Origin of the sequence: Neobacillus drentensis (genome assembly GCF_021560175.1) — a bacterium.
In the GTDB taxonomy this organism is placed as follows: Bacteria; Bacillota; Bacilli; order Bacillales; family Cytobacillaceae; genus Neobacillus; species Neobacillus drentensis_A.
This window is the reverse complement of record NZ_CP091110.1, coordinates 3,977,607-4,003,333: the sequence shown is the minus strand read 5'-3', so window position 1 is coordinate 4,003,333 and position 25,727 is coordinate 3,977,607. Positions and strand designations below refer to the sequence as shown.

General features: G+C 39.2%; 27 protein-coding genes. 20 read left to right on the top strand and 7 right to left on the bottom strand.

The window, feature by feature from the left end; genetic code table 11:
• Nucleotides 1–123 precede the first annotated feature (123 nt).
• From L1999_RS18675 to dacB, 3 genes are all read left to right on the top strand, one after another.
• The gene (locus L1999_RS18675; RefSeq protein WP_235739939.1) at nt 124–2,700 is read left to right on the top strand and encodes a DEAD/DEAH box helicase; all 2,577 of its coding nucleotides are present in this window, start codon (nt 124–126) and stop codon (nt 2,698–2,700) included.
• 197 nt (nt 2,701–2,897) lie between these two features.
• Nucleotides 2,898–4,757, top strand: a complete 1,860-nt coding sequence (locus tag L1999_RS18670) for a M6 family metalloprotease domain-containing protein (protein ID WP_235739938.1) — start codon at nt 2,898–2,900, stop codon at nt 4,755–4,757.
• 98 nt (nt 4,758–4,855) lie between these two features.
• Nucleotides 4,856–6,325 (top strand): D-alanyl-D-alanine carboxypeptidase/D-alanyl-D-alanine endopeptidase, encoded by a 1,470-nt coding sequence (gene dacB, locus L1999_RS18665; RefSeq protein WP_235739937.1) that lies wholly within the window; start codon nt 4,856–4,858, stop codon nt 6,323–6,325.
• 64 nt (nt 6,326–6,389) lie between these two features.
• Here dacB and L1999_RS18660 read toward each other — a convergent pair whose 3' ends face one another.
• Nucleotides 6,390–6,752 (bottom strand): response regulator transcription factor, encoded by a 363-nt coding sequence (locus L1999_RS18660; RefSeq protein WP_235739936.1) that lies wholly within the window; start codon nt 6,750–6,752, stop codon nt 6,390–6,392.
• A 196-nt stretch (nt 6,753–6,948) separates the two neighbouring features.
• Between L1999_RS18660 and L1999_RS18655 the strand changes: the two genes are divergently transcribed.
• Together L1999_RS18655 and L1999_RS18650 are read left to right on the top strand one after the other, a co-directional pair.
• A complete protein-coding gene (locus tag L1999_RS18655) occupies nt 6,949–7,788 on the top strand; it encodes a deoxyribonuclease IV (RefSeq protein ID WP_235739935.1) in 840 nt (279 codons plus the stop codon).
• Between the two features lie 90 nt (nt 7,789–7,878).
• The gene (locus L1999_RS18650; RefSeq protein ID WP_235739934.1) at nt 7,879–8,601 is read left to right on the top strand and encodes a CBS domain-containing protein; all 723 of its coding nucleotides are present in this window, start codon (nt 7,879–7,881) and stop codon (nt 8,599–8,601) included.
• A gap of 111 nt (nt 8,602–8,712) precedes the next feature.
• Here L1999_RS18650 and L1999_RS18645 read toward each other — a convergent pair whose 3' ends face one another.
• Nucleotides 8,713–9,429 (bottom strand): hypothetical protein, encoded by a 717-nt coding sequence (locus L1999_RS18645; protein WP_235739933.1) that lies wholly within the window; start codon nt 9,427–9,429, stop codon nt 8,713–8,715.
• Nucleotides 9,430–9,549: 120 nt separating this feature from the next.
• A complete protein-coding gene (locus tag L1999_RS18640) occupies nt 9,550–10,371 on the bottom strand; it encodes a CPBP family intramembrane glutamic endopeptidase (protein ID WP_235739932.1) in 822 nt (273 codons plus the stop codon).
• A gap of 169 nt (nt 10,372–10,540) precedes the next feature.
• On the opposite strand from L1999_RS18640, the gene L1999_RS18635 reads away from it, so the two are divergent.
• Nucleotides 10,541–11,263 carry a DsbA family oxidoreductase gene (locus tag L1999_RS18635; RefSeq protein WP_235739931.1) on the top strand — a complete coding sequence of 241 codons (723 nt, stop codon included), beginning with the start codon at nt 10,541–10,543 and terminating at the stop codon, nt 11,261–11,263.
• Between the two features lie 66 nt (nt 11,264–11,329).
• Here the strand turns inward: L1999_RS18635 and L1999_RS18630 are convergent, their stop codons facing one another.
• Nucleotides 11,330–11,638, bottom strand: a complete 309-nt coding sequence (locus tag L1999_RS18630; protein WP_235739930.1) for a hypothetical protein — start codon at nt 11,636–11,638, stop codon at nt 11,330–11,332.
• Nucleotides 11,639–11,902: 264 nt separating this feature from the next.
• On the opposite strand from L1999_RS18630, the gene L1999_RS18625 reads away from it, so the two are divergent.
• From L1999_RS18625 to L1999_RS18615, 3 genes are all read left to right on the top strand, one after another.
• The gene (locus L1999_RS18625) at nt 11,903–12,655 is read left to right on the top strand and encodes a GTP cyclohydrolase II (RefSeq protein ID WP_235739929.1); all 753 of its coding nucleotides are present in this window, start codon (nt 11,903–11,905) and stop codon (nt 12,653–12,655) included.
• Nucleotides 12,656–12,833: 178 nt separating this feature from the next.
• Nucleotides 12,834–13,784: an alpha/beta hydrolase gene (locus L1999_RS18620; RefSeq protein ID WP_235739928.1), complete on the top strand. Its 951-nt coding sequence runs from the start codon at nt 12,834–12,836 to the stop codon at nt 13,782–13,784.
• Between the two features lie 111 nt (nt 13,785–13,895).
• The gene (locus L1999_RS18615) at nt 13,896–15,488 is read left to right on the top strand and encodes a long-chain-fatty-acid--CoA ligase (protein ID WP_235739927.1); all 1,593 of its coding nucleotides are present in this window, start codon (nt 13,896–13,898) and stop codon (nt 15,486–15,488) included.
• 55 nt (nt 15,489–15,543) lie between these two features.
• Here the strand turns inward: L1999_RS18615 and L1999_RS18610 are convergent, their stop codons facing one another.
• Nucleotides 15,544–16,521, bottom strand: coding sequence for a ring-cleaving dioxygenase (locus L1999_RS18610; RefSeq protein ID WP_235739926.1), 978 nt, complete (start codon nt 16,519–16,521; stop codon nt 15,544–15,546).
• A gap of 388 nt (nt 16,522–16,909) precedes the next feature.
• Here L1999_RS18610 and L1999_RS18605 point away from each other — a divergent pair, with 388 nt between their 5' ends.
• The 6 genes from L1999_RS18605 (at nt 16,910) to L1999_RS18580 (ending at nt 21,842) form a co-directional block, all read left to right on the top strand.
• Nucleotides 16,910–18,103 carry a glucose-1-phosphate adenylyltransferase gene (locus L1999_RS18605; RefSeq protein ID WP_235739925.1) on the top strand — a complete coding sequence of 398 codons (1,194 nt, stop codon included), beginning with the start codon at nt 16,910–16,912 and terminating at the stop codon, nt 18,101–18,103.
• Nucleotides 18,104–18,228: 125 nt separating this feature from the next.
• Nucleotides 18,229–19,023: an HAD family hydrolase gene (locus L1999_RS18600; RefSeq protein ID WP_235739924.1), complete on the top strand. Its 795-nt coding sequence runs from the start codon at nt 18,229–18,231 to the stop codon at nt 19,021–19,023.
• 404 nt (nt 19,024–19,427) lie between these two features.
• Nucleotides 19,428–20,306 (top strand): LysR family transcriptional regulator, encoded by an 879-nt coding sequence (locus tag L1999_RS18595; RefSeq protein ID WP_235739923.1) that lies wholly within the window; start codon nt 19,428–19,430, stop codon nt 20,304–20,306.
• 136 nt (nt 20,307–20,442) lie between these two features.
• Nucleotides 20,443–20,811 carry a CidA/LrgA family protein gene (locus L1999_RS18590; RefSeq protein WP_235739922.1) on the top strand — a complete coding sequence of 123 codons (369 nt, stop codon included), beginning with the start codon at nt 20,443–20,445 and terminating at the stop codon, nt 20,809–20,811.
• Nucleotides 20,811–21,503, top strand: a complete 693-nt coding sequence (locus L1999_RS18585; protein ID WP_345790906.1) for an LrgB family protein — start codon at nt 20,811–20,813, stop codon at nt 21,501–21,503. Before L1999_RS18590 ends, L1999_RS18585 begins: the two co-directional genes overlap by 1 nt.
• 171 nt (nt 21,504–21,674) lie before the next feature.
• On the top strand, nt 21,675–21,842 hold the full coding sequence (locus tag L1999_RS18580) for a hypothetical protein (protein WP_235739920.1): 168 nt from the start codon (nt 21,675–21,677) through the stop codon (nt 21,840–21,842).
• 106 nt (nt 21,843–21,948) lie between these two features.
• Here the strand turns inward: L1999_RS18580 and L1999_RS18575 are convergent, their stop codons facing one another.
• Nucleotides 21,949–22,752 carry an HAD family hydrolase gene (locus L1999_RS18575; RefSeq protein WP_235739919.1) on the bottom strand — a complete coding sequence of 268 codons (804 nt, stop codon included), beginning with the start codon at nt 22,750–22,752 and terminating at the stop codon, nt 21,949–21,951.
• A 211-nt stretch (nt 22,753–22,963) separates the two neighbouring features.
• Complete coding sequence (locus L1999_RS18570) at nt 22,964–23,413, bottom strand: S1 domain-containing RNA-binding protein (protein WP_235739918.1); 450 nt, start codon at nt 23,411–23,413, stop codon at nt 22,964–22,966.
• Between the two features lie 544 nt (nt 23,414–23,957).
• Between L1999_RS18570 and L1999_RS18565 the strand changes: the two genes are divergently transcribed.
• The 5 genes from L1999_RS18565 (at nt 23,958) to L1999_RS18545 (ending at nt 25,603) form a co-directional block, all read left to right on the top strand.
• On the top strand, nt 23,958–24,110 hold the full coding sequence (locus L1999_RS18565) for a hypothetical protein (RefSeq protein ID WP_235739917.1): 153 nt from the start codon (nt 23,958–23,960) through the stop codon (nt 24,108–24,110).
• 78 nt (nt 24,111–24,188) lie between these two features.
• Entirely contained in the window at nt 24,189–24,842 is a 654-nt protein-coding gene (locus L1999_RS18560; protein ID WP_235739916.1) for an LbetaH domain-containing protein, read from the top strand.
• A gap of 80 nt (nt 24,843–24,922) precedes the next feature.
• Nucleotides 24,923–25,192 (top strand): hypothetical protein, encoded by a 270-nt coding sequence (locus tag L1999_RS18555; protein WP_235739915.1) that lies wholly within the window; start codon nt 24,923–24,925, stop codon nt 25,190–25,192.
• 106 nt (nt 25,193–25,298) lie between these two features.
• Nucleotides 25,299–25,439: a hypothetical protein gene (locus L1999_RS18550; RefSeq protein ID WP_235739914.1), complete on the top strand. Its 141-nt coding sequence runs from the start codon at nt 25,299–25,301 to the stop codon at nt 25,437–25,439.
• Between the two features lie 20 nt (nt 25,440–25,459).
• Complete coding sequence (locus L1999_RS18545; protein ID WP_235739913.1) at nt 25,460–25,603, top strand: hypothetical protein; 144 nt, start codon at nt 25,460–25,462, stop codon at nt 25,601–25,603.
• Nucleotides 25,604–25,727 lie beyond the last annotated feature (124 nt).

Sequence of the window (25,727 nt, the reverse complement as noted above, 5' to 3'; positions counted from 1 at the left end):
TATTGCATGACCGAGCCGTTTTATCGTCATGCTCGGTCTTTTTTACTATACGATAATCTATACTCACATTATACATAACTTTGAGAAAAAAGGAAAATCAAATTTTCCCTGGAGGGATGAGATTTGAATAAATTAACCGCTATATACCCTCAAGCGATTGAACAGACAAAAGTGAGAATTTATGAAGATATCGATCGCTATTTAGAAACTCAAGAATCTTTGCCGACATTTGAACAATATTTAGCTGACCGAGGCCACTATAGTGAGCAAATATGGGTAAATGTCTGGTTGAACAAAGTAACAAACGATGTACCAAAGAATGAAAAGAAGCAATTTTTAGCTGAAAAAGGGTTTGAACTTCAGGGGGTTGATCGTAAGCTTGTCAATAAGCTTTTTCGTGATGAAATGAGGACCTATTTGCCCTTTGATGCCATGGAATGGCTTCGAGAACAGTTTGAAGGCCAGAAGGAAAAGTGGACTAACCGGTATTATGCTGCCAAGGAGAACTTCGTAAAGCGGGAGGAACAGAAAAAACTCGAAGAACAGAAGCGCTTGATACAAACGGAAATAGAGGATGTTGCAGTAGGTATTTTGGAAGATCAATACGAACTGTTTTATTTATACGTTCGATACTTTACAGCCAAACAGCTGGATGCAGATATAAAAAATAATGTAAAGTTCCAATCGGTTGATACTTTTGCCCTTGAAGAAAAATTGGTTGATCAAGGTGCATTCAATCCGTCAGCCTATACAACCGTTGCCACCTTTTTTGAAGAGCTAACAGGCGATATTCATAAAACCTTGCATTGGGGGAGGAGCTTTTATGAATACCAAACCTATTTTTTCATTTATGAAAGCTTAATTTCTGACTATCTGTCCGATTTAATTCCCCAGAAAGTACTCGAACAGCTGCCGAATGATCTTAAGGAAGATTTTTATGAAACCTTTCATGAAGAAATTTCAGCATCTTTTGTCAAGGGAAGTATCACACAACCTTTATATGATGTAGAGAGCTATTTTATTGAAGATATACAGCAAGAATACCTGATAGATTTATTAAAATTATCAGAAGTCCCTTTTGACGAAAATATTCATGGTGAAATTTTTGAAAAGGATTATCAGGAGCGGGAAATAAAGAAAAAAGCAGAAGAGGAGGAACTCCAGCGCAAAAAAGAGGCGGAAGAACGGATGATGCAGGATATCTTTGGGGAAGAGTACGACCCTTCGTTAAGGCGAAATGTCCGCTATGTTCTGCATATAGGTGAAACCAACACCGGTAAAACCCATCATGCCCTTGAAAAAATGAAAGAGGCAGCCAGCGGTTTATATTTAGCTCCGCTTCGATTATTAGCACTTGAAGTTTTCGACAAATTAAATGCTGAAGGAATTGCTTGTTCGTTAAAAACAGGTGAAGAAGAAAAAATCGTTGCTGGTGCCGAGCATATCTCGAGTACTGTCGAGATGTTCCACGAAAAAGCATATTACGAGGTTGTAGTTATAGACGAAGCACAAATGTTAACAGACAAGGATCGAGGTTTTGCTTGGTATAAAGCGATTACCAAAGCCAATGCAGAGGAGGTCCATATCATAGGCAGCCGCAATGCCAGGACTATGGTTTTGCAGTTATTAGGTGATGCTAATATTGAAATTCACGAATATAGCCGCGATACCCCTCTGGAAGTGGAAAAGAAAGAGTTTAATATCAAACACGTCAAAAAGGGCGATGCCTTAATCTGTTTTTCAAGAAGGCGCGTGCTTGAAACGGCCTCTAGGCTGCAAAATGACGGCCATTCTGTCAGCATGATTTACGGCAGCATGCCTCCGGAAACGAGAAAAAAACAAATTGAGCAGTTTAATACAGGAAAGACCAAGGTGATTGTTGCAACCGATGCGATTGGAATGGGTCTAAACTTGCCAATTCGGCGCATTGTTTTTCTGGAAAATGACAAGTTTGATGGAACAAGAAGAAGGCTGTTAACCTCACAAGAAGTGAAGCAAATTGCCGGTCGTGCTGGTCGAAAAGGAATTTATGATGTCGGAAAAGTCGCCTTCACGAGTGATATTAAGAAAATGCGCAATTTACTGGAACAGGAGGATAAACCGGTTCATACCTTTGCCATTGCCCCAACTAACTCGGTTTTTGAACGCTTTCAGCGCTATTATCACGACTTAGGAACATTTTTTGAACTATGGGATAAATTTGAAAGTCCGAATGGGACAAAAAAGGCTTCTTTATCTGAAGAAAAGTCACTATATCAAATCATTGCAGGGACTGAGGTGGAAGCGCGTCTCTCTTTAATGGACCTTTATGGATTTTTACACCTACCTTTTTCAAAGAATGAACAGGTGTTAACGAGACAATGGGAAGATACCATTTATGCTCTTATCCAAGGCAGGGAGCTGCCGGAGCCGGCTGTAAAGGATCGAAGCCTAGAGGACCTAGAATTAAGTTACAAAGCGATTGGGCTGCACCTTTTATTCTTATACCGGTTAGGGGAGCGAACGGAAGCCATCTATTGGGAACGATTGCGTGAAGAAGTGAGTGATCGGGTTCAAGACCGTTTGAAAACGGATATCAGAAAGTTTATAAAAAAATGCAAAACGTGTGGAAAAAAACTGCCGTGGGATCATAGTTTTCCGACTTGTGATGCTTGTCATGCTGCCAAGTATAAACGATATCGATATGGTGAGGAATATTAATATAAAAAGTGTTAAAAAGGCCTGCATTAGGTCTTTTTTTATTACTTGTTTTTAGTGTGGAAAATGGCACTAAAGAGGAGGTGGATTCGAGTATAAGGACCTATATTTCGGGTTACTAAATAATGGTAATATAGTAACTTTTTATTTATAAACTATTCTGATAAATTTGAATTCTACAACAAAAAGGGGTGTTGAATATGTTAAAGGTTCTGTCTAAATCTGCGTTCGCTTTAGCGTTAGCAGGAAGTGTTGCTTTTAGCGGGGTTCCAACTAGTGGTTCTTCAACAAAGGCAGCAACACTAAAAGATACATACGAATTAAGCCTCGCTCACTATGTAAGCACATCTCCTGAGCTTCAAGATAAGGCAAAGGAATTAGGCAAAGATTTATCAAAAGTTGACCCTGCTGAAAAAATAGCGAACCAGCAAGGGGAAAAGTTTCAACAGGCTGGAGACAATCATGTGACGAATCAGCCTACAACTGGGGATGTCCCAGTATTAGTTATCTTAGCCAAATTTAAAGAGGGAGATGAGCCAAAGGGTGATGTACCTGGACAAGTCCCGGTGAAGTATTTTGAAGATTTAATTTTCGGTGATCATTATAATCCATATGAATTAGATGAATTTAAGAAGTATGCAGAATTCAATGGTGAAAAAGCTCCAACCGATAGAACGATGCAGAATATTTACAAGGAATCCAGTTATGGAAAAGTGAAACTAGTAAAAAAGGATAATACTGATCTGGTTTGGGTTGAACTTCCTAAAGGTGCATCCTACTACTTAGACCAAGATGGGACATATGCGGAAGGCGGTAAGTATGTTAACGGTAACGTTAATGGTGATGCCCATAATGGCGAGCTAGTGACCGATTTATTTAAAGCTGCTGATAGTGTAGTGGATTACTCCAAATATGCTGTAAATGGACAAGTACCAAACGTATTTATTGTTCATGAAGGTACAGGTGCCGAATTCAGCGGCGATCCTGCCCAAATTTGGTCACACAAATGGAACGCGTTAAGTGCCCAATATTATGGAAAGTATTATGAGACAGGTTACTTTACACCGGATGTAAACAAAGACGGTAAAGTTTCTTCAGCGGAAATGAGTACTTGGCAGGCTCAATTTATTAAAGACCATACATTAGACGGCGTTCTAGTAAACAATTATAATATTCAGCCGGAAATCGGTGGAAACGTAGCAGGTTATAATGAAACAACGGGCGGTTATGATGAAGCCTCGAAAACAGGTCCATTCCCTGGACAGGCTGGTGTGTTTGCCCATGAATTTGGACATGCCCTAGGTCTTCCGGATTTCTATGATACGGTCTATACTTCAGAGGGTGTCGGCAACTACTCTATGATGGCAGGCGGTTCTTGGATGAGGTATCCTGATGCAGCAGCATACTCTGGAAACTCACCAACCCATTTCGATCCATATTCAAAAACTTTCCTTGGCTGGGCTACTCCTAAAGAAGTTAAGCCAACAGATGGTGTCCAAACCATAACATTACCGCCAGTGAATGCAGCCGAATCAACGAATGGAATTGTTAAAATGGAGGTACCTGGTTCAAACGGTACTGAGTATTTCTTATTTGAAAATGTTCAACAAAAAGGCTTTAATAAAGGGTTAATTCGTGAAGGGGCAGATGCTCATGGACTGGTTGCATGGCATGTAGATGAAAATATTCTATCACTCTATCAAACTGCAGGCTTCCGTCCAAATAATGTAGAGAATTGGATGAACAAACGTTTCCAATTCAATCAATCACAAACAGCCAGCAATGGAACGGTTGTTACACATTACGGTCTATCAGTTCTTCAGGCAGATGGTAAGTATGATTTAGAAAAGAATGTTAACCGCGGGGATGCAGTAGACTTCTTTAAAACAGGCAGCAAACTTACTCCTGTTTCTGGAAACGTGCATACTGGATCGTATTACTTCTGGAAAGGCTACAGTGCAACTCCAGCTGATTCGGGCATTCATGTAACGGACATTAAAGAGAACAATGATGGGTCGATTACAGCAAAATTTTATTTTAACTTTAACGAATCAAATTAATTGGTAATGAACCTGGGGCCTAATGGTCCCGGGTTTTTTTATCATAATTTATAAAGGACGGGAAACACTAATAAGAAAAGGGAAGGCAGGGAAATAGTTTGATTAAGATAGATAAAAGAATGGTCATTATACTCATAACGATGACTATTTCCTTAATGCCCTATACGCAGGTAAGCGCAATGACTGGTAACCAGAGCTTGACTCATCAACTGAACCAGGTCATCATGAAAGATCCGGCCTTACAAGGGGCGATTGCCGGAATTAGTGTCAGGTCTGGAGCAAACGGTGCAATTTTATATGATTACCAAGGAGATGTCCGCCTGCGGCCGGCTTCTAACATGAAACTATTGACAGCCGCAGCCGCTCTCAAGGTTCTGGGTGAAAATTATACCTTTTCCACAGAAGTACAAACGGATGCAAAGAAAATCGAGAAAACCATTAAAGGGGATCTCTATTTAAGGGGAAACGGTGACCCTACCTTATTAAAGGATGATATTGAAAATTTGGCAATGGCGATTGAAAGAATCGGTGTAAAAAAAATTAAAGGAAATTTGGTCGCGGATGATTCTCGTTACGACCATGTTCGCTATTCACTCGATATGCCATGGAGTGATGAAACCGCCTATTACGGTGCCCAAATTTCTGCCCTCACTGTCTCTCCAACAAAAGATTATGATTCAGGTTCCATTAGGATAAAGGTGAAACCTGGAACGAAAATAGGTGAGAAGGCAAAAATAACGGTTACACCAAAAAGTAATTATGTAAAAATAATTAACCTCGCTGTAACAGTTGCTAAAGATGATAAAAAAAAGATTAAGATTGAACGGATGCATTCAAAAAACACAGTAACGATTGAAGGAACACTCCCACTTAATACCAAAGAAACAAAGACATGGATCGGTGTTTGGGAGCCAACCCTTTTTGCTGCAACCCTTTTTAGACAAGCATTAGCAGAACGTGGGATTACGGTAACAGGAAAAATAAAAACAGGTACAGTCCCTGAACAGGCAAAACTGTTAACAAAACATCAATCGATGCCGTTGTCGGAATTGCTTATTCCATTTATGAAACTTAGCAATAATGTTCATGCTGAAATATTGATCAAGGAAATGGGAAAATTAAAAAAAGGCGAAGGAAGTTGGGATAAGGGATTAACTGTTATGAAATCGGAAGTGGCTAAGTTAGGAGTAAATCCTAATATAATGGTAATAAGGGATGGATCAGGGATCTCCCATGTGGATGGTATACCGGCCAATCAACTTTCTAAGTTATTATTTTCGGTCCAGAAGGAAAAGTGGTTTCCTGTCTACTTGAATTCGCTTCCGGTCGCTGGAAATTCAGAAAAAATGGTCGGTGGTTCGTTAAGGAAACGCTTAACAGACCCTAGTATGACAGGAAGGGTAAAAGCAAAAACAGGAACGATTTCAACTGTGACTTCTTTATCTGGATATGTGGACACGAAAAGTGGGCAAACCCTAATTTTCTCTATCCTGTTAAATAATATGCTGGATGAAACAAAGGGAAAAAAAATTGAGGATACCCTCGTTACCATTTTAGCAAATCAATAATTCAAGATAGGCCTGCTTAAAATAGCGCCTATCTTAGAATTTTCTACTTATTTAATTCTTTCTTCTACATTTCTTGTAACAATATTTCCTTTATTTTTGAAACAACCATACCAGGGCTAAAGGGTTTAGCGATAAATTCATTTGCCCCCAAATCTTTCCCTCGTTTTATATCCTCTTCACTACACTTTGCCGAGAGCATAACTACCGGTGTTTTTTTAATCCTGCGAACCTCTTCGAGAATCTCGTACCCATTTTTAAAAGGCATTAGGACATCTAAAACAATTAGATGATAATCTTCCTTTAAAGCCCATTCCAACCCATCTTTCCCATTATCGACTACGTCAACTTGATACGCCTCGCGTTCCAAGTATAATCTTAATAAATTACTGATCCTAATTTCGTCCTCTACAACAAGAACTTTTACCAACCTCACTACCCCCTGAAACCGTTTCGATCTTCTTTTTACCTAATTCTACCACAGGAAATATTTTTATCATATAGATAGGAGAAAAGTACGATTTAAATTCCTTATTTTCCTCCGGAAGTAAAACCAGCTTACTGTATAGAAATAGCTGAGACTACAAAAAATAACCCCTATCACGTGGTGGAGAAGGGATGATTCCATGATAATCGGTAGTCATGTGAGCATTAGAGATGGATATACAGGGGCAGCGAAAAGAGCCGTTGCAAATCAGGCAAGCGCTTTTCAATATTTCCCGAAAAACCCAAGGAGTTTGTCAATAAAGGAATTCGATCGAGAAGATGCGAAAAATTGCAACCATTTCTGTTTGGAACATCAGCTTTATTCCGTGGCCCACACGCCCTATTCTACCAGCTTAACTCCAGCAATCGACAAAAAAGACCTAACAATTTCCTCTCTTCTTAATGATTTAGAAATTACAGATGCCTGCGGCTCGATTGGGGTAGTTGTTCATTATGGCAGTCAAATTAGTAAAACAGATCCGCTCGCCAGTTATCATTTGATGTTAGATATACTCAACAGTGTACTAAGCCAGTGGAACGGAAACTCTCTGATTCTCTTAGAAAATAATGCCGGGACAAAGGGGGCACTCGGAACAACCCTTGAGGAACTTGTTCAGATTCGGAACTTATGTGGCTATCCTGAAAAAATTGGTTTTTGCCTGGACACTTGTCATGCGTTTGCAAGTGGTCTTTGGAATGGGGAAAACACGGAGGAATTCATTGCAAAAGGCGAGAGCTTAGGTTATTGGGAGCAATTAAAGGTCATTCACTTGAATAATTCCAAGTATCCAACAGGTTCCAAAAAGGACCGTCATGCCAATATTTTTAAAAGCAGTAATGGTTATATTAACGCGGATCAGTTGGAAGAACTTGTTAGGGCATCTGTACTGGCAGGAATCCCGTTGATTTTAGAGACTCCTGATGACGAAGGGATCAGCCACAAAGAAGAGATTGAAATGATTAAGAAAAAATGGAATTAGAAGTTTCTTGAAAATTTTGAGTGTTAAATTTACTATAAAATTAACGGGTAAATAAATGAAAGAAGCTTAAGAATATGGGAGAATGGGATTATGAATAAAAAGCAGGGACAACTTTTATCAGAGCGTTTTGAGGTAGCCTTCAATCAGGTTCATGATGCCTTAAGAGATATTGTTCAAATAAATGATGAGAGATTCGTAGTGTTAGTGAAAATCGGGGCAAAAAAATATCAAATTATCGATTCGTTTAAAAAAGACTTAGAGCAATATGCGAGGCTGAGAAATGCCATTGTGCATGAAAAAATGGAGGTGGGCTTTTATATCGCGGAGCCCAATGCCAAGGTTGTACACCACATTGAAAAAATAGCCAATGTTTTAAGCCAGCCTAATTATGCTATGAGTATTGCCACAAAAAGGGTGGTTTACTTTGATTATCAGGACAGCATTCTAAAGGTGACAGATGCTAGTAAGGAGTACGATTATTCAAAATTTCCAATCTATCATAATAAAAAATGTATCGGTCTGTTAACTGCAGGGACCATCATGAAATGGATGGCGCAAAATATGGAAAATGGTATGGTGAACCTATCAAATATTAGGGTTTCAGACATCATGGATTTCGAAAAAGAGCATCTTATTGAGATTGTCGCGAAAGACATAAATATCTTCGAAATAGAAAACATTTTTGAAAAGGCCCATAAAAAGAAACGTAAAATCGAAGGCGTGATTATTACGGAAAACGGGAAAATAGATGAAGCTCCCATAGGGATCATCACTGCCTGGGATCTGATTCAAATTGACTATACAATTGATTAAACTCAAGAAGATGGAAGTCCATTATTCAGACTCGGCACCCCCGAGCCCTTTCTAGATTGTTAATCAATTAAAAGAACGCATGGAAAAATCCATGCGTTTTAGGTAATTTTATTAAAAGTCAAACTCGCTTAATTGGTCCATGTGGCTGGCAATCATGGCGATAATCGTGGACGCCTCTTCTTTGCTAAAAATAAAGTGGGATTCGTCCTTAATCAATTCATCTTCAGTGGTCCATATTCGGTTAATCCGTTTTAGCACACCATCACCCGTTTCCTGAACCACCCCAAACTGATAGGTTACTTCCACTTCGTCCTCGTGCTTGAAAGCCGTCACTTCAGGCGTGGACCAGTCAACATCAATTTCCTCAAAAATATCATCTTCATTCACTTGTTCTGCTTGATAATATTCTTCGTCCATGTCGTCTTCAACGGTCTCGCAGTCTTCTTCATTAAATTCTTCCTCTGACTGAAGGTAGACCCCATCATCTGTATAATGGTCATCTCCATTTATGTAGTCATGAAGACTAGCATGCACTTCATCGATAATCTCCTCAATATCTGAAAGGATGATTTTCGCCGTATGTCCACTGTCAACATCGAAGCTATCGACGTAAAACTCTTCATTCTGCGGATCAAAGAAAAGGGTGCAGAAATATTCACGGTCAAGTTCTTCTGTGTCTACATCTGCTGTATCCACAAAGAACTCAATCCTTGGATGTTTGGCAGCTCTTTCAATTGTCATTTGACCAACTTGATCATATTCTTCACAAATAGACTCTAGGTGATCCTGCAATTCAGCACTTACTCTGTCAAACCATTCTAACGACATCAAACATCCCATCCTCTCAAGGTTATCGAGGTTATTATTGCCAACTATTCACTATTTATGTTTATTTTTGCATGAATATAGAGGCAAAGTTGAACCAAAAAATAGGGGGTGAGTTATTTTTTATCGAAAATCAGACTGGCTGCCGCTGTGATCATCAAAATTAAAAGAATTACCGCTATTATGAACTTTATAGTATTTTGATGCCCAAAGGACGACAATCAACATAATGGCTGGTATGGTGTATTGAAGACTGTCAGTAAGGTAGGTGTGGTGTTCAGTTTCCCTTGTGATAAAGATCGCACTTTCTGGATTGCCGACTAGTCCAAAGAATAGTCCGTAGGCAATATTTAGGCCATAGTGGATACCGGTGTCGGCCCATATGCTGCCAGTTTTGTAATATGCAAGTGTCAATGAGAGACCTAGGATAATAGAAAAGATGATATTACTAAGATTAAAGCCGGCGTACCAATAATCATCCAAGGCATATAGCAGGATACTAACCATGAAAACCCAGCCAATGCGCATTCTACCTTTTAAGAGACCAAAAACATACCCTCTCACTACTAAATCATTTATGAGGGAACCAACAAAATAGCCTACAAAAATTTCTAAAATTGGCATTGTTATTTCTGCCATACTTTTGGAACTGATATATACTAACTCACCTGATAAAAATTGGATTCCAAACATCACCATCCAAAGGAGAAATCCAATCATAAAACTTATGCAAAAGTTTTTCTTCCAGCCCTGATGGAAGTAGAGGCCAAGTCCTTTTATCCCGTCTATTCCTACCCATCTTGAGACTACATATGCAAGCGGGAAAAAAAGGAGAGTAGTAATAAATTGAAGATAGGGATTCGATAGTTGAACAGGGACAAGATTGAAGTATAAATCTAAAATAATAAAGCCAATGATACCTTTAAATATATATTTAATTGGCATTTCACCTCCGGAGCTAAATCAATAGATCTAGTTAATTTTGCCTTTTTTATAGGTAAAATTAACCATTTTCGAAGAAATAGGTACCTGAGGACAAAGATGAGCACTTTGTATTGGTTTTTACATTCTTTATGATACGATGTACGTAACCAATGAAAATTGAGGTGTAGACATGAAAATTGAAGTTTGGTCAGATTATGTATGTCCGTTTTGTTATATTGGAAAACGCCGTTTAGAACTGGCGTTAGAACAATTTCCACATAAAGATCAGGTAGAAGTAGAATTTAAAGCATTTGAACTTGACCCAAATTCCCCATCGTACAAGGGGGAAAGCATTCATGACGTACTTGCCAAAAAGTATCGGATGAGTGTGGAACAGGCAAAACAAGCCAACCAGAATGTTGGTCAACAGGCCGCAACGGTAGGCTTATCGTATCAATTTGATGAAATGAAGCCTACTAATACTTTTGATGCCCATCGTCTAGCAAAGTTTGCTGAAACTAAAGGAAAAGCGGCCGAAGTATCTGAAAAGTTGTTACAGGCTTACTTCACAGAGGGAAAGAATATCGGCGATTTTGATACATTAGCAGACCTTGCGGAAACCTCAGGGTTGGACCGCCAAGAAGTGTTGAATGTTCTTCAGGATAAATCTGTGTTTGCCAATGAAGTTCGTGCTGATGAGGCAGTAGCACAGCAATATCAAATTGGCGGGGTACCGTATTTTGTTATTAATTCAAAGTACGCAATATCTGGGGCACAGCCGCTTGAGACGTTTAAGGGTGCCTTACAAAAGGTTTGGGAGGAAGAAGCACCAAAACCGATGTTTCAGGATCTCTCAACTGAACAGGATGTCAGCTGTGCAGATGGGAACTGTGTGATTCCTGAAAAAGAATAAATGAATTTAGCATAATAAAAACGGGAAAGGTTCATTATATCCTCTCCCGTTTTTATTCGCTACACTTCATCTAGGTCTTCTTCTCATTCGGAATTCCCACATGCTTCCATCAGCCCAACAGATTTTCGTTTGGGTATTGCTGTGAGCTGAATTCTGCCATTTCAATTTTCCACAGTTTCTTGGATGTTCTCTAGATGGATCCTTCTGGGAACCAGAAGGTGATTCGGAAGTACTGTGATCACTTGAGCTTGAACTGCTATCACTGGATGAGGATTCATGATGATGAAAGTGGGGCCCAAACATAAAGTCACCAAAGCCGCCCCGTCTTACATTCTCTGACTTATTTTCGCTTTCTTCTGATGAAAAATCACTCATTAAATTGCACCTCCTTACAAGATAGAAAAAAAGAGTACGAAAATTTAAAATAGAAAACTTTCCCGCCTGACCCACTCTTCTTTTACCAATTTACGTACCAAAGACTGTCCATGTTTGGGACAAAAGCCTAACCGCAGAAAAAAAGGTGACTATAGTAGAAATGGTGCCTGACACCATTTCTACTATAGTCACCTTCTAGAGAAATCTTCCAAGAATGCCAAAGGTCCTGTAGTTAAACACTATGCTAAAAAGGAGTGCTTAAATTTGAAGCAAACACTCGATGCCAAAGTGATTTCTGTTTTGGAAGACAAAATTCAGTTAATTAAAACAGATAAAGGGGCTATTTATTTAGTTGGTCCTATCCGGCTGCCCGTAAATTTGTATGGTGAAACGGTTGTGTTTAAATGGTATTGCTGGCTAAATTGTGATGAAGTAACAGAAGATTTTCAACGAATTATTGATAAATTATCATCAGTTAATTTAGCGGAATTCCAGCAATCAAGTGTTCTAGCCTATGGGGATTTTGAATATGGAGACGATGCAATTATCCGGTTTCATTCCATTTGTCATACCGGAGATATCTTTGGAAGTAAGCGGTGTGATTGTGGTTACCAATTAAAGCAATCCATGAAAATGATCTCAGACCACGGAACGGGAGCATTATTTTACTTAGCGAACCATGAAGGAAGAGGAATTGGCCTTTTTAGCAAGGCCATGGCTTATATTTTGCAAGAGAATGGCTATGACACAGTTGAGGCCAATGAGGCCCTTGGCTTTGTTGATGATTCCAGAAATTATGGAGATGCTATTCTCGTCCTCAAAGCATTGCGCGCTAAACCAGTTTCATTAATCACGAACAATCCTAAAAAGCTGAAAGCATTAAAGAATGCTGGACTAGAGGTTTCGGGCAGGGAATCGTTATGGGGAGATATTTCAGAATTCAACGAGAAGTATTTGAAGACAAAAATCAATAAGTCTGGTCATTTAAACGAAGAAGGCACATGTTGTAATGACTAAAAGGCTATCAATAGAATGACTTAGAATACGACGATGGCAGAGCTAATCTTTGAATTGAGATTAGTTCTTTTTTGTAGAGAAAATAAAAATGAAAGCGATTACTAAATAGAGAAGGATATTTAAACTTAAAAGCGAAGTAATAAATGTAAGATAATTCCACGTGAAAGAGGGCGAACTGATGTCTCTTGATCCACAAACGAAAATGTTACTAGATTACTTAGCTTCTTTAGGTACGCCGCCATTAGAAACGTTAACACCTGAGTTGGCTAGGAGAGCATTTCAGCTTCCTCAGGGGGAGATCGAGGCGGTAGGAAATGTGGAAGACCGGAAAATCCCAGGTCCCGAGGGTGAAATTCCTGTTCGAATCTATTATCCACAAGAGGCTCAAACAAGGTATCCTGCACTTATTTATTACCACGGCGGTGGATGGGTGGTCGGCAATATTGACTCACATGATAATATCTGCAGGGCATTAACAAATCTTGCAAATTGTGTAACGATTTCTGTTGATTATCGATTAGCACCTGAGCATAAATTTCCAGCTCCCGTTTATGATTGCTACGCGGCAGTAGAATATGTGTCTGAGCATGCGGATGAGTTTCAAGTGGACCCAAGGAGAATTGCTGTGGGCGGGGATAGTGCGGGAGGTAATCTTGCGGCTGTTATTTCCAATTTGGCTAAGGACAAACAGACCCCGGCAATTTGTTTCCAACTACTACTTTATCCTGCAACAAATATTTGGGGTGAACCAACTCCATCTATGCTCGAAAATGCAGAAGGTTATTTTTTAACTAGAGGAACAATGGAATGGTTCCTTGACTGTTATTCGAATGGGGAAGAAGAGGACAAGGGCAATCCGCTCTTAGCACCTATTTTATTTGAAAATGTCAGTGGACTTCCACCAGCTCTTGTCATTACAGCCGAATACGATCCGCTTCGAGACGAAGGGGAACTTTATGCGAAAAAGTTGGAGGATGCTGGTGTGAAGGTAGAGTTAGTGCGTTATGAGGGAACGATTCATGGTTTCATGAGCATGGCTTCCGTCATAGGACTTGGAAAAGCTGCCCTTGAAAAATCAGGCTTGGCCTTAAAAGAAGTATTTTATCCAGTCAAAAGCCCTATTAAATAACATTGCCCAACTTAAAACATATGCTTTACATGCATATGTTTTTTTGAAATATCTAGAGGAATAATATGAAAAATTTTATGAATTTACTAATAATTAAAAGGAGTAGATAAGATGTTTTCACCACTAACGCCACTTGATTGGAAACGGAGAGCAATCAAGTATTATCCGAAAAAGACAGCAGTTATTGATGGTGAGAAAGAATTTACATACACAGAATTTGGACAACGAGTCGATCAGCTTTCAACTGCTCTACACCATGCAGGTATACGGGAAGGAGAGCACGTAGCTGTTATGCTGCCTAACACCCATTACATGTTGGAATGTTTTTATGGGATTTGTCAGCTTGGTGCGGTAATGGTCCCCTTGAATTACCGGTTAACAGCAAAAGATTTAGAGTATATTATCAAGCATAGTGATGCGAAGATGTTAATCATCGATGAGGAGTTTACTAAACCAATAGAGGAAATAGTTGAAAAACTAGCTTTGGATCAAATAATTATTGTGCGTGTACCTGGACAAGAAACGACTTTAAATGGAATAGACTATGAGGATTTTCTTCAGCATGCCGTGGAACAAGCCGATTTTCCTGTGGTTGAGATTGATGAAAATCAGTTGCTTACATTAAATTACACTAGTGGGACCACTTCTCATCCGAAGGGTGTCATGCTTACCCACCGTAGTAATTATTTGAATGCTGCTAATTTCATGTACCACCTGGGCGTAAACCATGATGATGTTTATCTTCACACATTGCCAATGTTTCATGCAAATGGCTGGGGAGGAGTCTGGGCGATTACTGCTGCAGGTGGGACCCATGTTTGCTTGCGCAAGGTAGATCCACCATTAATCCTAAATCTGTTTGAAACCAAAAAGATTTCATTACTTTGCGGTGCTCCAACTGTGATCAATATGTTAGTAAACGAACCAGAAGCGAAGAATATAAAAGTGAAAACCCATCCGCGGATGGCGACAGCCGGTGCACCACCAGCAGCAGCTCTGATTCAAAAGGCACAGGAGATACTAGGACTGAACATGATTCATGTTTACGGTCTGACAGAAACTTCCCCATTTATTCTTTACTGTGAATGGAAACAAGAGTTTGATACAAAATCTGCTGATGATCAGGCGACGATTAAAGCAAGACAAGGGATTGAACTTGCCTTTAATGGCGAGACAAAGGTCGTTCGTCAGGACGGTGAAGAAGTAGCCTGGAATGGAAGAGAGTTAGGTGAAATTGTCACCCGCGGCAATGTCGTTATGTCGGGGTATTACAAAGACCCGCAAAATACAGCTGAAGCGATAAGAGATGGCTGGTTTCATACCGGGGATTTGGCAGTCACGCATCCAGATGGATACATTGAAATCCAAGACCGTGCGAAGGATTTGATTATTTCTGGTGGAGAGAATATTTCTTCCACAGAAGTAGAAGGTGTGTTGTATAAGCATCCAGCAGTTTTAGAAACGGCTGTAATTGCGATACCAGATGAAAAATGGGGCGAGGTACCAAAGGCCATTATTGTTCTAAAACCTGATGCAGCGGTAACAGAAGAAGGAATTATTGAGTTCTGCCGTGCCAACATGGCTCACTTTAAAGCACCTAAAACAGTGGAATTTGTGGAAGCGTTACCAAAAACAACAACAGGTAAACTGCAAAAATATCGTCTCCGTGAAATGTACTGGAAGGGCCCTAAGAAGGTAAATTAAGGGGATACATTAAAAAGGCAGTGATTTTATTTAAAAAATCACTGCCTTTTTCTATCTATTCCTTAATAAATTCTATCGTGCTTCTTACTGTATTAATAGGGCGGACATAACTTTCAATTTGTTCACGTTTTGGTTCAAGGAATGGCGGTAAAGAAAGCTTTTCACCAAGAGTTTCATAAGGTTCGTCACCCATAAATCCTGGACCGTCGGTGGCAAACTCGAATAGAATTTGCGGAGCAACACGTACATACAAGGAAGCAAAGAAGAAACGGTCTACGAAACCGGAAGTTTGGAAACCGAAACCTTCCATTCGGTTAATCCATTCATCTAATACAGACCGGTCCTCTACACGGAAAGCTGCATGATGAACAGTTCCGTATCCTTGTTGTGCGGGTGGAAGTATTGCATTGTATTCGACCACGACCTGCGCTCCATTTCCGCCTTCACCAACTTCAAACAGATGAAATGAGCCTTCATGGGCTATTTCTTTGAACATAAGGACTTTTTCCATCATTTCTTTAAAATAATCAAAGTTAGCTACCCGCACAAAAATAGGTCCTAGTCCAGTGATCGCAAATTCCAATGGGATAGGTCCTTTTTGCCAAGGAGTCCCGGGAGCAACTCCTTTATTCATCTCATCAGAAATCAATTGATAGTGTTGATCATCGAAATCAACAAATGACAATGTCTTTACCCCAAATTGTTCTTTTATGCCTGTATGATTGACTTGCAAGCGGTCAAATCGCTTGACCCAATATTCTAATGCAGCATCACTTGGTACCCGGAAGGATGTTTTATAAATCTCATTCGTGCCATGTTTACCTTTAGGAATACCAGGAAAATCGAAAAAGGTCATATCAGTTCCAGGGCTTCCCTGATCATCCGCAAAAAATAGGTGGTAGGTTTGGATATCATCTTGGTTGACCGTTTTCTTTACAAGGCGCATCCCTAAAATATAAGTAAAAAATTGATAATTTTTTTCGGCACTGCTCGTAATCGCTGTTACATGGTGAATCCCTTTTAAATGGTTCATCTATAAACGCTCCTTTTCTATTTATGATTATGATTCACTTCTAGTGATAATCCACTCCATTAAGTTTTGGAATTATCTTCAATGTTTATCTCAAAACTATTTATCTTTAATTCGAGATAAATATATCATTGAATAAAAGGTTTGTCAAATAAATGATTTTATAAATGACAAGTGAAGGTTCCTTATTTAAACCTGAAAATCTGACAATACTAGTCAGTTTCTTGTGGTACCGCTCTTTTTCTGTCGATAAAAAAGCCTGAACTCTTCACAAAGCTGTAACAGCTTCAACGGAAAAATGGAAAAAAACGGAGATAATAAAAGTATATGTAGAAAGAAAATTACCTTACACGAACTAAAGTTTGCAAAAATGAAGAGCAGGAGGTAGAGTATGAAAAAACAAAAGTGGATTGCATTACTGCTGGCGGGTGGAAAAGGAACAAGATTAAATCTGCTTACTAAAACATTAGTTAAACCTGCCGTGCCTTTTGGCGGGAAGTACCGAATTATTGACTTTGCTCTAAGTAATTGCTGGAATTCCGGGATTGAAACGGTTGGGATTTTGACACAATATAGGCCATTCGAGCTGCATGCTCATCTTGGCCGTTGTCAATATGGGAATCATTACAACCCTAAAGGCGGTTTGACCATTCTTCCACCCTACCAGCGAAGTGACTCCGGTGTAGAATGGTATGAAGGAACTGCACATGCTGTCTTTCAAAATATTGAGTTTATTGAACAATCCAATCCAGAGCATGTTCTCGTTGTGTCTGGCGACCAAATCTACAAAATGGATTATTCACTTATGCTGGAGCAGCATCTAGAGACAAACGCAGATTGTACGATAGCGGTAGTTGAGGTTCCTTGGGCAGAAGCTAATCGTTTTGGGCTGATGAAGACGGATCCGTTGACTTATAAAATAACCAGCTTTGAAGAAAAGCCTAAAAACCCGACATCTAATCTAGCATCTATGGGCGTCTATATTTTTAAATGGCCGATTTTAAAAGAATATTTGCTGCGTGAAGAACTAAAGGAATTTAGCCATCGAGATTTTGGCAAGGATATTATTCCTTCCATGCTAAGTGATCACTTACAGCTGTATGCTTATTATAATCATCATTATTGGAAGGATGTGGGCACCGTTCATAGTTATTGGGAAGCAAACTTGGATTTATTATCAGGTGCAAAAAATATTTTTTTGCAAAACCCTGATTGGAGAATTCAGACTGCCCATTATGATGAACCCCCGTTATACTTTGATGTGCGTGCCAAGATGCATCAAAGCATTGTAAGCGACGGCTGTGAAATATATGGAACCATTGAAAATTCAGTTTTGTTTAGTGGTGTAAAAGTAGGAAAAGGAGCGCGAATCAAAAATGCCGTTATCCTGCCTCAGACCATTATTGGAGAAAATGTTTGGATTGAAAATGCTGTGGTGGGAAGCCAAACACAAATTATGGATGGGGTCATTATCGTTTCTAAAAATCCTGATGCCCATTTATTGGTCGTGGGTCATAATGAAATCATTAACCCTGCCTTGCAAGATTTTTCTAGTAAAAACAAGGTGATCTCAGTAGTTTCTTAAACGAGAAAACGGTATGTGAAGACGCGCTTCACATACCGTTTTCTTTTACTCGGAATTGAAGAAATATTTTGTTTTTAACTCGTAAAATGGTAAACTATAAAAAAATCTACTAGAGGAGTTTCAAAATGATAAAAGCAATATTTTTTGATTTAGATGACACACTTCTTTGGGACCAAAAGAGTGTGAAGGAAGCTTTTGCAGCCACATGTAAGGTGGCAGAAGAACGTTATGGAATCAATGCCGACCAACTAGAAGAATCGGTTCGTGAAGCAGCAAGAGAACTGTATTCTTCCTATGACTTTTACCCATTTACACAAATGATAGGGATTAATCCGTTTGAAGGATTATGGGGCAATTTTTCGGATGAAAATCTAGAGGATTTCAAAAAAATGAAGGTAACCGTTCCAAGCTACAGAAAGGATGCTTGGACAGTAGGTTTGAAGAAAATGGGGATAGATAATCCTGATTTTGGTTCTGTGTTAGCAGAGCGTTTTCCCGAGGAGCGGAGAAAGAGCCCGTTTGTATACGAAGAAACGTTTGAAATACTCGATACTTTAAAAGGTAACTACCAGCTTCTACTGTTAACTAACGGATCACCGGAGCTGCAAAATACGAAATTAGAGATTACACCGGAGCTTGTTCCATATTTTGACCAGATTGTCATTTCAGGTGATTTTGGGAGAGGAAAGCCTGATCCATCGATATTTGAGCATGCTCTTTCTCTAATGGAATTACAAAAAGATGAAGTTCTAATGGTAGGGGATAATCTAATGACCGACGTATTGGGAGCCAATCGTGCCGGGATCAAAACAGTTTGGATTAACCGACTTAACAAAGAGCGGAATGAAGTAATTCCTACTTACGAAATTAAGCATTTGGAAGAACTTTACCCAATTTTAGCTGAACTAAAGGAAAAATAAACGAATTTTTTTAAAAAAAAACGAACAAATTATAACCTTTTTAAATTAAGACTAAGTTAAAGAACCCTGTTGGTTGGAGCGGAAGGCGGCGAAGACTCCTCGAAAATGCTATCGCATTTCCTTCGTGTGTGGGCAGATTCGAGGATGCAAATTCAAAGTCCTGCGGGAGTACGGGACAGGGGAGACCCCACAGGCGCTATAGCGCCGAGGAGGCTTCCCGGCACGCCCGCGGAAAGCGAAGCCGCATGGAGCGGAAATCAACAGCCAAGTTACATACACAACATACATTTAAGGGCCTTTTTCAATGCCCTCCACTTGGGTGGGGGTATTTTTTTATGTGAACAGAAACATTTATTTAGGATAATAATAATAGTTATTAGTTTGTTTATATGGGGTGTTAGCTGTTGGAATTAAGACAACTGAAATTATTTTCTGAAGTGGCGAAGCATAAAAGTATTACAAAAGCAGCAGAGGCCATGCATTTGTCACAGCCGGCTTTAAGTAAGTCGATTATGGCGTTAGAAGAAGAGCTCGGCATGACGTTAATCCTTCGGACCAATAAAACGAGTGATTTAACCGATGCAGGCAGGGTGGTTCTCGACTATGCACAAAAAATGAATGGTCTAGTGGATGAAATGAAAACCACCCTTAATGATATGACCGATTTAACAAGAGGGCAGATAAATATCGGTCTTCCTCCATTTATTGGAAGTCTGTTTTTTCCGAGAGTGATGGCAAAGTTTCATCATACATACCCTAATATTGAACTCAATATTACGGAGTATGGCGGTGCAAGGGTCGTAAAGAGTGTAGAAGAAGGGGAGTTCGAACTTGGTGTGGCCGTGCTGCCAATTGATGAGCAGCTGTTTGATATTTACCCCATCGTCGAAGAGGAAATGAAGCTGTTAGTATATAAAGACCACCGTTTGGCGAAGCGAAAAGTGGTCGATATAGGAGAATTGAAGGATGAGGAGTTTATCTTTTATCACGAAGAGTTTGCGCTTAATCAAATTATGAGGAACCAGTGTATTGCTGCAGGGTTTGAACCGAAAATTTTGTTTAAAAGTTCTCAATGGGACCTCATGACAGAGATGGTAGCGGCTAATCTCGGTATTACAATCCTTCCGCATTCCATCTGTAATCGTGTCTTTACCAGTGATATTGAGGTTATTGACCTCAAACAAAAAATTCTGTGGCGCTTGGCAGTGCTTACAAAAAAAGATCGATATATCTCGAATGCAGGCAGGACCTTTATTGACTTTATCTTAAAAGATCCATTATAACTTTTAGTTATGAAAATGATTCGTAATATGTATTTTACGAATGGCAATAATGAGCGTAGGATTACTCTATAGTTAAATTTCGTGAAACAAAAAGGAGAGTATTACTTCTTTTTTGTATATAGAAAGGGTCATGAAGATGAAACTTGGAGTAATTGTGTTACAAGTACTATGTTTGCATGTTTTTTTATTTTTAGGTGCTGCGCTTAAGGAAGTGATTCCACTTCCGATTCCAGCTTCGATGTTTGGCTTATTCCTTTTGTTTCTGGCACTCTGCTTTAAAATCATTAAGCTGGAGTGGGTTGAAAAAGGGGCCAATTGGTTATTGGCAGAACTATTGCTATTCTTTATCCCGTCAGCAGTGGGGATTGTAAATTATGATGAAATTATCAGCCTACAAGGCGCTGAGATTGTCGGTTTAATTGGGATTAGTACGATAATTGTAATGGGTATGACGGCCTTAACGGCGGAAAAAATGAGCGGTCGAAAAAGGAGTGAGCAGCATTGATGATGATTGTATTTACAATAGCAACGTATCTTATTTATCGGTTGTCGAAAATGGCATATGGAAAATGGAGCATGCCATTTTTTCACCCATTGCTGCTTTCGCCAATTATGTTAATTGTGCTTATATCCGTTACACATGTATCTGCCAATCAGTACCTTCATGCCTCAAAATGGCTGACTCATTTGCTTGGCCCTGCAACCGTTGCGTTCGCGGTGCCGATTTATAAAAACTTAGCTGTGATAAAAAAGTATATTGGGACCATTCTTATTAGTATTACGTGTGGTTCGCTGGTGGCCATTTTTTCAACCTTTGGACTTTCAAAATTGTTCCATTTGAAACCTGATTTTATTATATCTATTTTGCCAAGGTCGATTACGACGCCGATTGCGATTGAGGTTTCAAAGGAAATTGGCGGTCTGCCAACATTAACAACAGTGTTTGTCATTATTACGGGAATTGTTGGAGGTATTGTTGGACCTTCGGTTATTAAAGGATTGTCGATTAAAACACCTATTGCTAGAGGCCTTGCATTAGGCATGGGAGCACATGGTGTTGGTACGAATAAAGCGATGGAATACGGAAAGCAAGAAGCTACTTTTTCATCGTTAGCAATGATTTTTGCAGCTTTGATTACCTTAGTTTGGGGAGCATTATTGATTCCTTCTCTAATGAATTTTCATCATTTATTATAAAAAAGCATATGGCCGCCATTTTTGATAAATGGCGGCCTTGTTTATCGTTAAAATTAAGTGAAGAAAATGGTAGTTTTAAAGGGCTAAACTAAAAGGTATACACATAAAATGAAGGGGTTGTTTCCGAATTAAATTAGGTGGTAAAGGAATTCTGGTTAAGGAGGAAAATAAATGCTCCGAAATGTGATTGTTGTAAAGGATAATGAGGAAAGTGTTAAAAATGCCATTAGAGAGATATTACGTTCTAAGCATAAAGGACATGAGGTAGCCCTTGATTTGACAAGGATCTCGGATAAAGAGAGAAAAAGAGAAATTATGAAACAACTGACCCGATTTTAACACTAAGGCAGATCGTACTTTTTAGCTGAATTTGTATGAGCATTCACCCGCCATCAGGTCATAAAAAATGGGGGAAAGGTAAAATCCATTCCCCCTCATGTCGTATTTAGTCTAGTAACCCCAGCTGATGGCGGACTGCATAAGCAAATCCATCTTCATCATTGGTTTTTGTAATCATATCTGCCGCCTGTTGAACCTCCATCGGGGCATTTCCCATTGCTACAGCAGTTGTCGCTACCTCAAATTGAGCGATATCGTTGCCGCCGTCGCCAAAAGCAATTATCTCTTCAAACGTAAGGTTCATCATGTCTTGATAGCGTAATAATGCCTTTCCCTTATGAGCTTCATTTGAAGTAATCTCCACATTATTCGGATGAGAAGACGCAATCGAGATTGGAAATTTCCCAGCTAATGCTTGTTTTACTTCGTCAATCTTAGCTAACTGATCTGGGTGAACAAGTGCAATGAGTTTGTAAATCTTTAAATCTTTAAGTTCAACAATCTTGCTATAATCAAATTCAGTAAAAATCTGGTCAAGCTCTTGTTTACTCTTTTCATGTAATGGGGGGAGCGTTGAAGGCAGGCCGCCGTGATTTGTGTAAACGAGGATTCCTACACCCATCTCATTTAATATGGAAAAAATGTCCTTATAGACCTCAATAGATAAGGTTGCTTCAAAAAGAACCTCTCTGTCTGCTGAGAATAATACTGAACCGTTAACGCAAAAAATAGGCATTTTCATCTTTTGGATAGCCGCTAATTTAATGACGTCTGCATAAGCCCGCCCTGTGTTTAAAATCAAGCAGTGACCTTGTGCCTGCAGTTCGTTTAAGACTTTTACGTTCTCTTCGGTAATTTCATGCTTAGAGTTTAATAATGTACCGTCTAAATCAATTGAAATACATTTCATGGGTGTCCTTTAATTCCTTTCCATTTTACATATAGCTACTATATCAGATATAGAATATGGCTGCCAAACGACTAAATGGTGACAGGCACCATTTCTAATCTAATGAAGTGAAAAAAGCTCTAACCAAAGCCAGCATAGATAAATAGAAAGGCAAGCCTTGGGATAGGCTTGCCTTTTGATCTATATAGAGATTTATTAGCAGGTGGGCATTTTAACCGCGTCTGCCGCCTCGGCCACCGCGTTTTGTTTCGGTGTTGCGTTTGAGGCTTGATAAATTCTCTTCACTCGACTTCAGGAACTTTGCCATTTTATCTTCAAAACTTTCCTTAGGTTTAAAGTTCCCTTTAGAACGGAAATCTTTTGAACGGCTATCCCCTCTACCTTGACGCTGTGGGCGCTGTGAATGAGAAGATGTTTGTCCTTCAGGTCGATCAATTGCTTTTTTAATGGATAGGGCAGTTTTTCCGTCTTTCTCGCTAATTACCTTTACTTCAACTACATCGCCAATTTTGAGATGATCGTTAACATCCTTTACATAGCTATCTGCAACCTCACTAATATGCACTAGGCCGGTTGTGCCGCCTGGCAATTCTACAAATGCTCCAAAATTAGTGATTCCGGTTACTTTACCTTGTACTTTACTGCCTACTTCAACTGACATAAAAATATGTTTCCCCCTCATAAATGTTAAAGACACTTTATTATAACAAAAACTTTAGAAAAATAACATAAAGTCTATTTCATCTATTTTACCAAATCATACCTAGTCCCAAAACTGCTTTTTACTAATAGACAGAAATCACAATTATAATCGATGTTTCCAGCCTGAATGGTATTCAAAAAGGTTCACAGGAATGTAACATCTATATAGAAATACTTGGAGAGGTAAGGAAATAATAGTAGTGTAATGAAATGCAATGAACCGAACGAATTCCGATTGGAGAATACATCTGCCAAGGAGGTGGATCTGGTTCACTAAGAAAATGAGAATTTCTTGTGCCGGTAGAAAGGAGGAACCATTTTCTATTTGAAAACTGGCAATAAGTCTAAAGTGAATCGGAATTTGCTTGGAAAGACCTGATTGTTTTGCATTTCATTTTCATTATGGCGGGGGTTTGGATATTGCTGTATATAAATAAAGGCTTTCGTCATAATCGCAAAACTATATGTCTTAAGGTAGTTACGTTGCTTGCCATGGTAACTTTATGAAGAAAAAGCAGTATAGAATCAGCGGTCAATCCAATCAATTGCCTCTTCTAACACAACATTTTGCTGATGCAAAAAACTGGGGGATTGCTAATGAAATGAATAAATATACAGCCGAGTCAGCCCACATGCTGACTCGCTTTTTATATTAGTAAGGTTATGATTTTTACTTGTGCTCCATATAAGTAATATAAATACAAAATGATCTTTTTGTGAAAGGAGAAATGATGATGACGAACCAATCTGGACCCTATAATATATATAGCTACTTTATTGGCGCCAATCCTTCAACCTCCTTCAATCCTAATCCAATCTTTCCAAAAATTAAGAGAACGGCTTTTCTTAGTCCGTTCACTTCTGTTATAGGGGATGTAACCATCCGCGATCGTACCTACGTTGCTCCTTTCGTAAGTATCCGTGCGGATGAAGGTAGTCCATTTTATATAGATAGAGATTGTAACCTCCAGGACGGTGTCATCCTGCATGGCTTAAAAAATAAACAAGTGGACGTTAATGGGAAAAAATATTCAATCTACATAGGACCAAGAGTTTCTTGTGCTCATGGTTCACTGATTCATGGTCCTTGTGAGATTCAGCAAGAGGTTTTTGTGGGTTTTAAGGCAATCGTTTATAACGCACAGATAGGTGAAGGATCCTTTATTTCGACAAATGCCCTTGTTACAGGTGGTGTCACTCTAAAACCACACAGCTTTGTACCTCCTGGGGCTCATATAGATACGCAAGATAAAGCAAATAGTTTATCTAAGGTCCCAATAAGCGAAGTAGAATTCGCAAAAGAGGTGCAAAGAGTAAACAAGGAGTTCCCATCCTCCTATTCCTTCCTATTCGGGAAAACCAAGTGTTCTTGTGGCTTGGCGTATTGATTCTAATAAAAAGGAATAAGAAAGTTTTTCCGCGGTGAAACTACCTTTTGTTGACTATTTGATGAAATGGGGATTAGCAAATGAAGGAAGTTTTACAGCAAGTAAAAGAAGAATTAGAAAAAGCTTATGACCATCCACAATCTTCTGACTTAGACCGTTGTATTGCCCAGCTGCAGCAAGCATTGGAACAAAATGGCGATAAAGGCACCATGATTGAGGATTGTATCCGCGCATTAACCCAAGCCAGGAATGCCGTAGGGGCCTTGGAAAATGCGGGAGATGTATCGTCTGCAGCGGCCTTTGGTGAAGCATACAATGCTCTAGATCAGGCTATCGAGTCTTATACCTGATACTGTTAAGCCTCTAGAATTAGCTAGAGGCTTTTTTGCAAATGGATATAACAGAATGAACCAGTGGATTCAGTCCATAATAAATAACGTAAAGGGGGTATGAGCGATGGAAGGAAAATATAATACAAATGATGACGCAAATATTGAATTAAAGAACAGTCTACAAAACAGTCCGCCTAAAAAAAATCCAAACATGAGCGAAGCAGAGTATAAATTAAAAATTCTAGGATTAGGAAAAAAAAGCTAAAGAAAAAAGCAGGTGAAAAAATGCCAAAAAATAATCCGATTGAGTATACAGGAAGGGTATTGGACCAAAGAAATGACCTTACTGGTCCAAATGACGGAAAAGCCACCTATCCGGAACGGCCGAAAAATGTGCCAATCCAGGATTCCAAAAAGCAGGGTGAATAACTTCATGAAGGCTGCCCAGAGGCAGTCTTTTATTTTTAACTACAAGCGGGTGCTGGGATTCTTTTTAGTACAACCTAAGCAAATAAGTTTGTTTCGGTTATCTCAATTGTTACTATAGTAGTAA

Coding starts and splice junctions, on each gene's coding strand:
- L1999_RS18645 (WP_235739933.1), bottom strand. CDS start 9,429: ATGTCGTTAGAATGGTTTGACAGAGTAAGTGCTGAATTGCAGGATCAC.
- L1999_RS18605 (WP_235739925.1), top strand. CDS start 16,910: ATGAAAAAACAAAAGTGGATTGCATTACTGCTGGCGGGTGGAAAAGGA.
- L1999_RS18575 (WP_235739919.1), bottom strand. CDS start 22,752: ATGAAATGTATTTCAATTGATTTAGACGGTACATTATTAAACTCTAAG.
- L1999_RS18550 (WP_235739914.1), top strand. CDS start 25,299: ATGGAAGGAAAATATAATACAAATGATGACGCAAATATTGAATTAAAG.
- L1999_RS18635 (WP_235739931.1), top strand. CDS start 10,541: ATGAAAATTGAAGTTTGGTCAGATTATGTATGTCCGTTTTGTTATATT.
- L1999_RS18590 (WP_235739922.1), top strand. CDS start 20,443: ATGAAACTTGGAGTAATTGTGTTACAAGTACTATGTTTGCATGTTTTT.
- L1999_RS18640 (WP_235739932.1), bottom strand. CDS start 10,371: ATGCCAATTAAATATATATTTAAAGGTATCATTGGCTTTATTATTTTA.
- L1999_RS18650 (WP_235739934.1), top strand. CDS start 7,879: ATGAATAAAAAGCAGGGACAACTTTTATCAGAGCGTTTTGAGGTAGCC.
- L1999_RS18620 (WP_235739928.1), top strand. CDS start 12,834: ATGTCTCTTGATCCACAAACGAAAATGTTACTAGATTACTTAGCTTCT.
- L1999_RS18545 (WP_235739913.1), top strand. CDS start 25,460: ATGCCAAAAAATAATCCGATTGAGTATACAGGAAGGGTATTGGACCAA.
- L1999_RS18655 (WP_235739935.1), top strand. CDS start 6,949: ATGATAATCGGTAGTCATGTGAGCATTAGAGATGGATATACAGGGGCA.
- L1999_RS18585 (WP_345790906.1), top strand. CDS start 20,811: ATGATGATTGTATTTACAATAGCAACGTATCTTATTTATCGGTTGTCG.
- L1999_RS18670 (WP_235739938.1), top strand. CDS start 2,898: ATGTTAAAGGTTCTGTCTAAATCTGCGTTCGCTTTAGCGTTAGCAGGA.
- L1999_RS18615 (WP_235739927.1), top strand. CDS start 13,896: ATGTTTTCACCACTAACGCCACTTGATTGGAAACGGAGAGCAATCAAG.
- L1999_RS18600 (WP_235739924.1), top strand. CDS start 18,229: ATGATAAAAGCAATATTTTTTGATTTAGATGACACACTTCTTTGGGAC.
- L1999_RS18630 (WP_235739930.1), bottom strand. CDS start 11,638: ATGAGTGATTTTTCATCAGAAGAAAGCGAAAATAAGTCAGAGAATGTA.
- L1999_RS18610 (WP_235739926.1), bottom strand. CDS start 16,521: ATGAACCATTTAAAAGGGATTCACCATGTAACAGCGATTACGAGCAGT.
- L1999_RS18555 (WP_235739915.1), top strand. CDS start 24,923: ATGAAGGAAGTTTTACAGCAAGTAAAAGAAGAATTAGAAAAAGCTTAT.
- L1999_RS18565 (WP_235739917.1), top strand. CDS start 23,958: ATGAAGAAAAAGCAGTATAGAATCAGCGGTCAATCCAATCAATTGCCT.
- L1999_RS18570 (WP_235739918.1), bottom strand. CDS start 23,413: ATGTCAGTTGAAGTAGGCAGTAAAGTACAAGGTAAAGTAACCGGAATC.
- L1999_RS18560 (WP_235739916.1), top strand. CDS start 24,189: ATGACGAACCAATCTGGACCCTATAATATATATAGCTACTTTATTGGC.
- L1999_RS18580 (WP_235739920.1), top strand. CDS start 21,675: ATGCTCCGAAATGTGATTGTTGTAAAGGATAATGAGGAAAGTGTTAAA.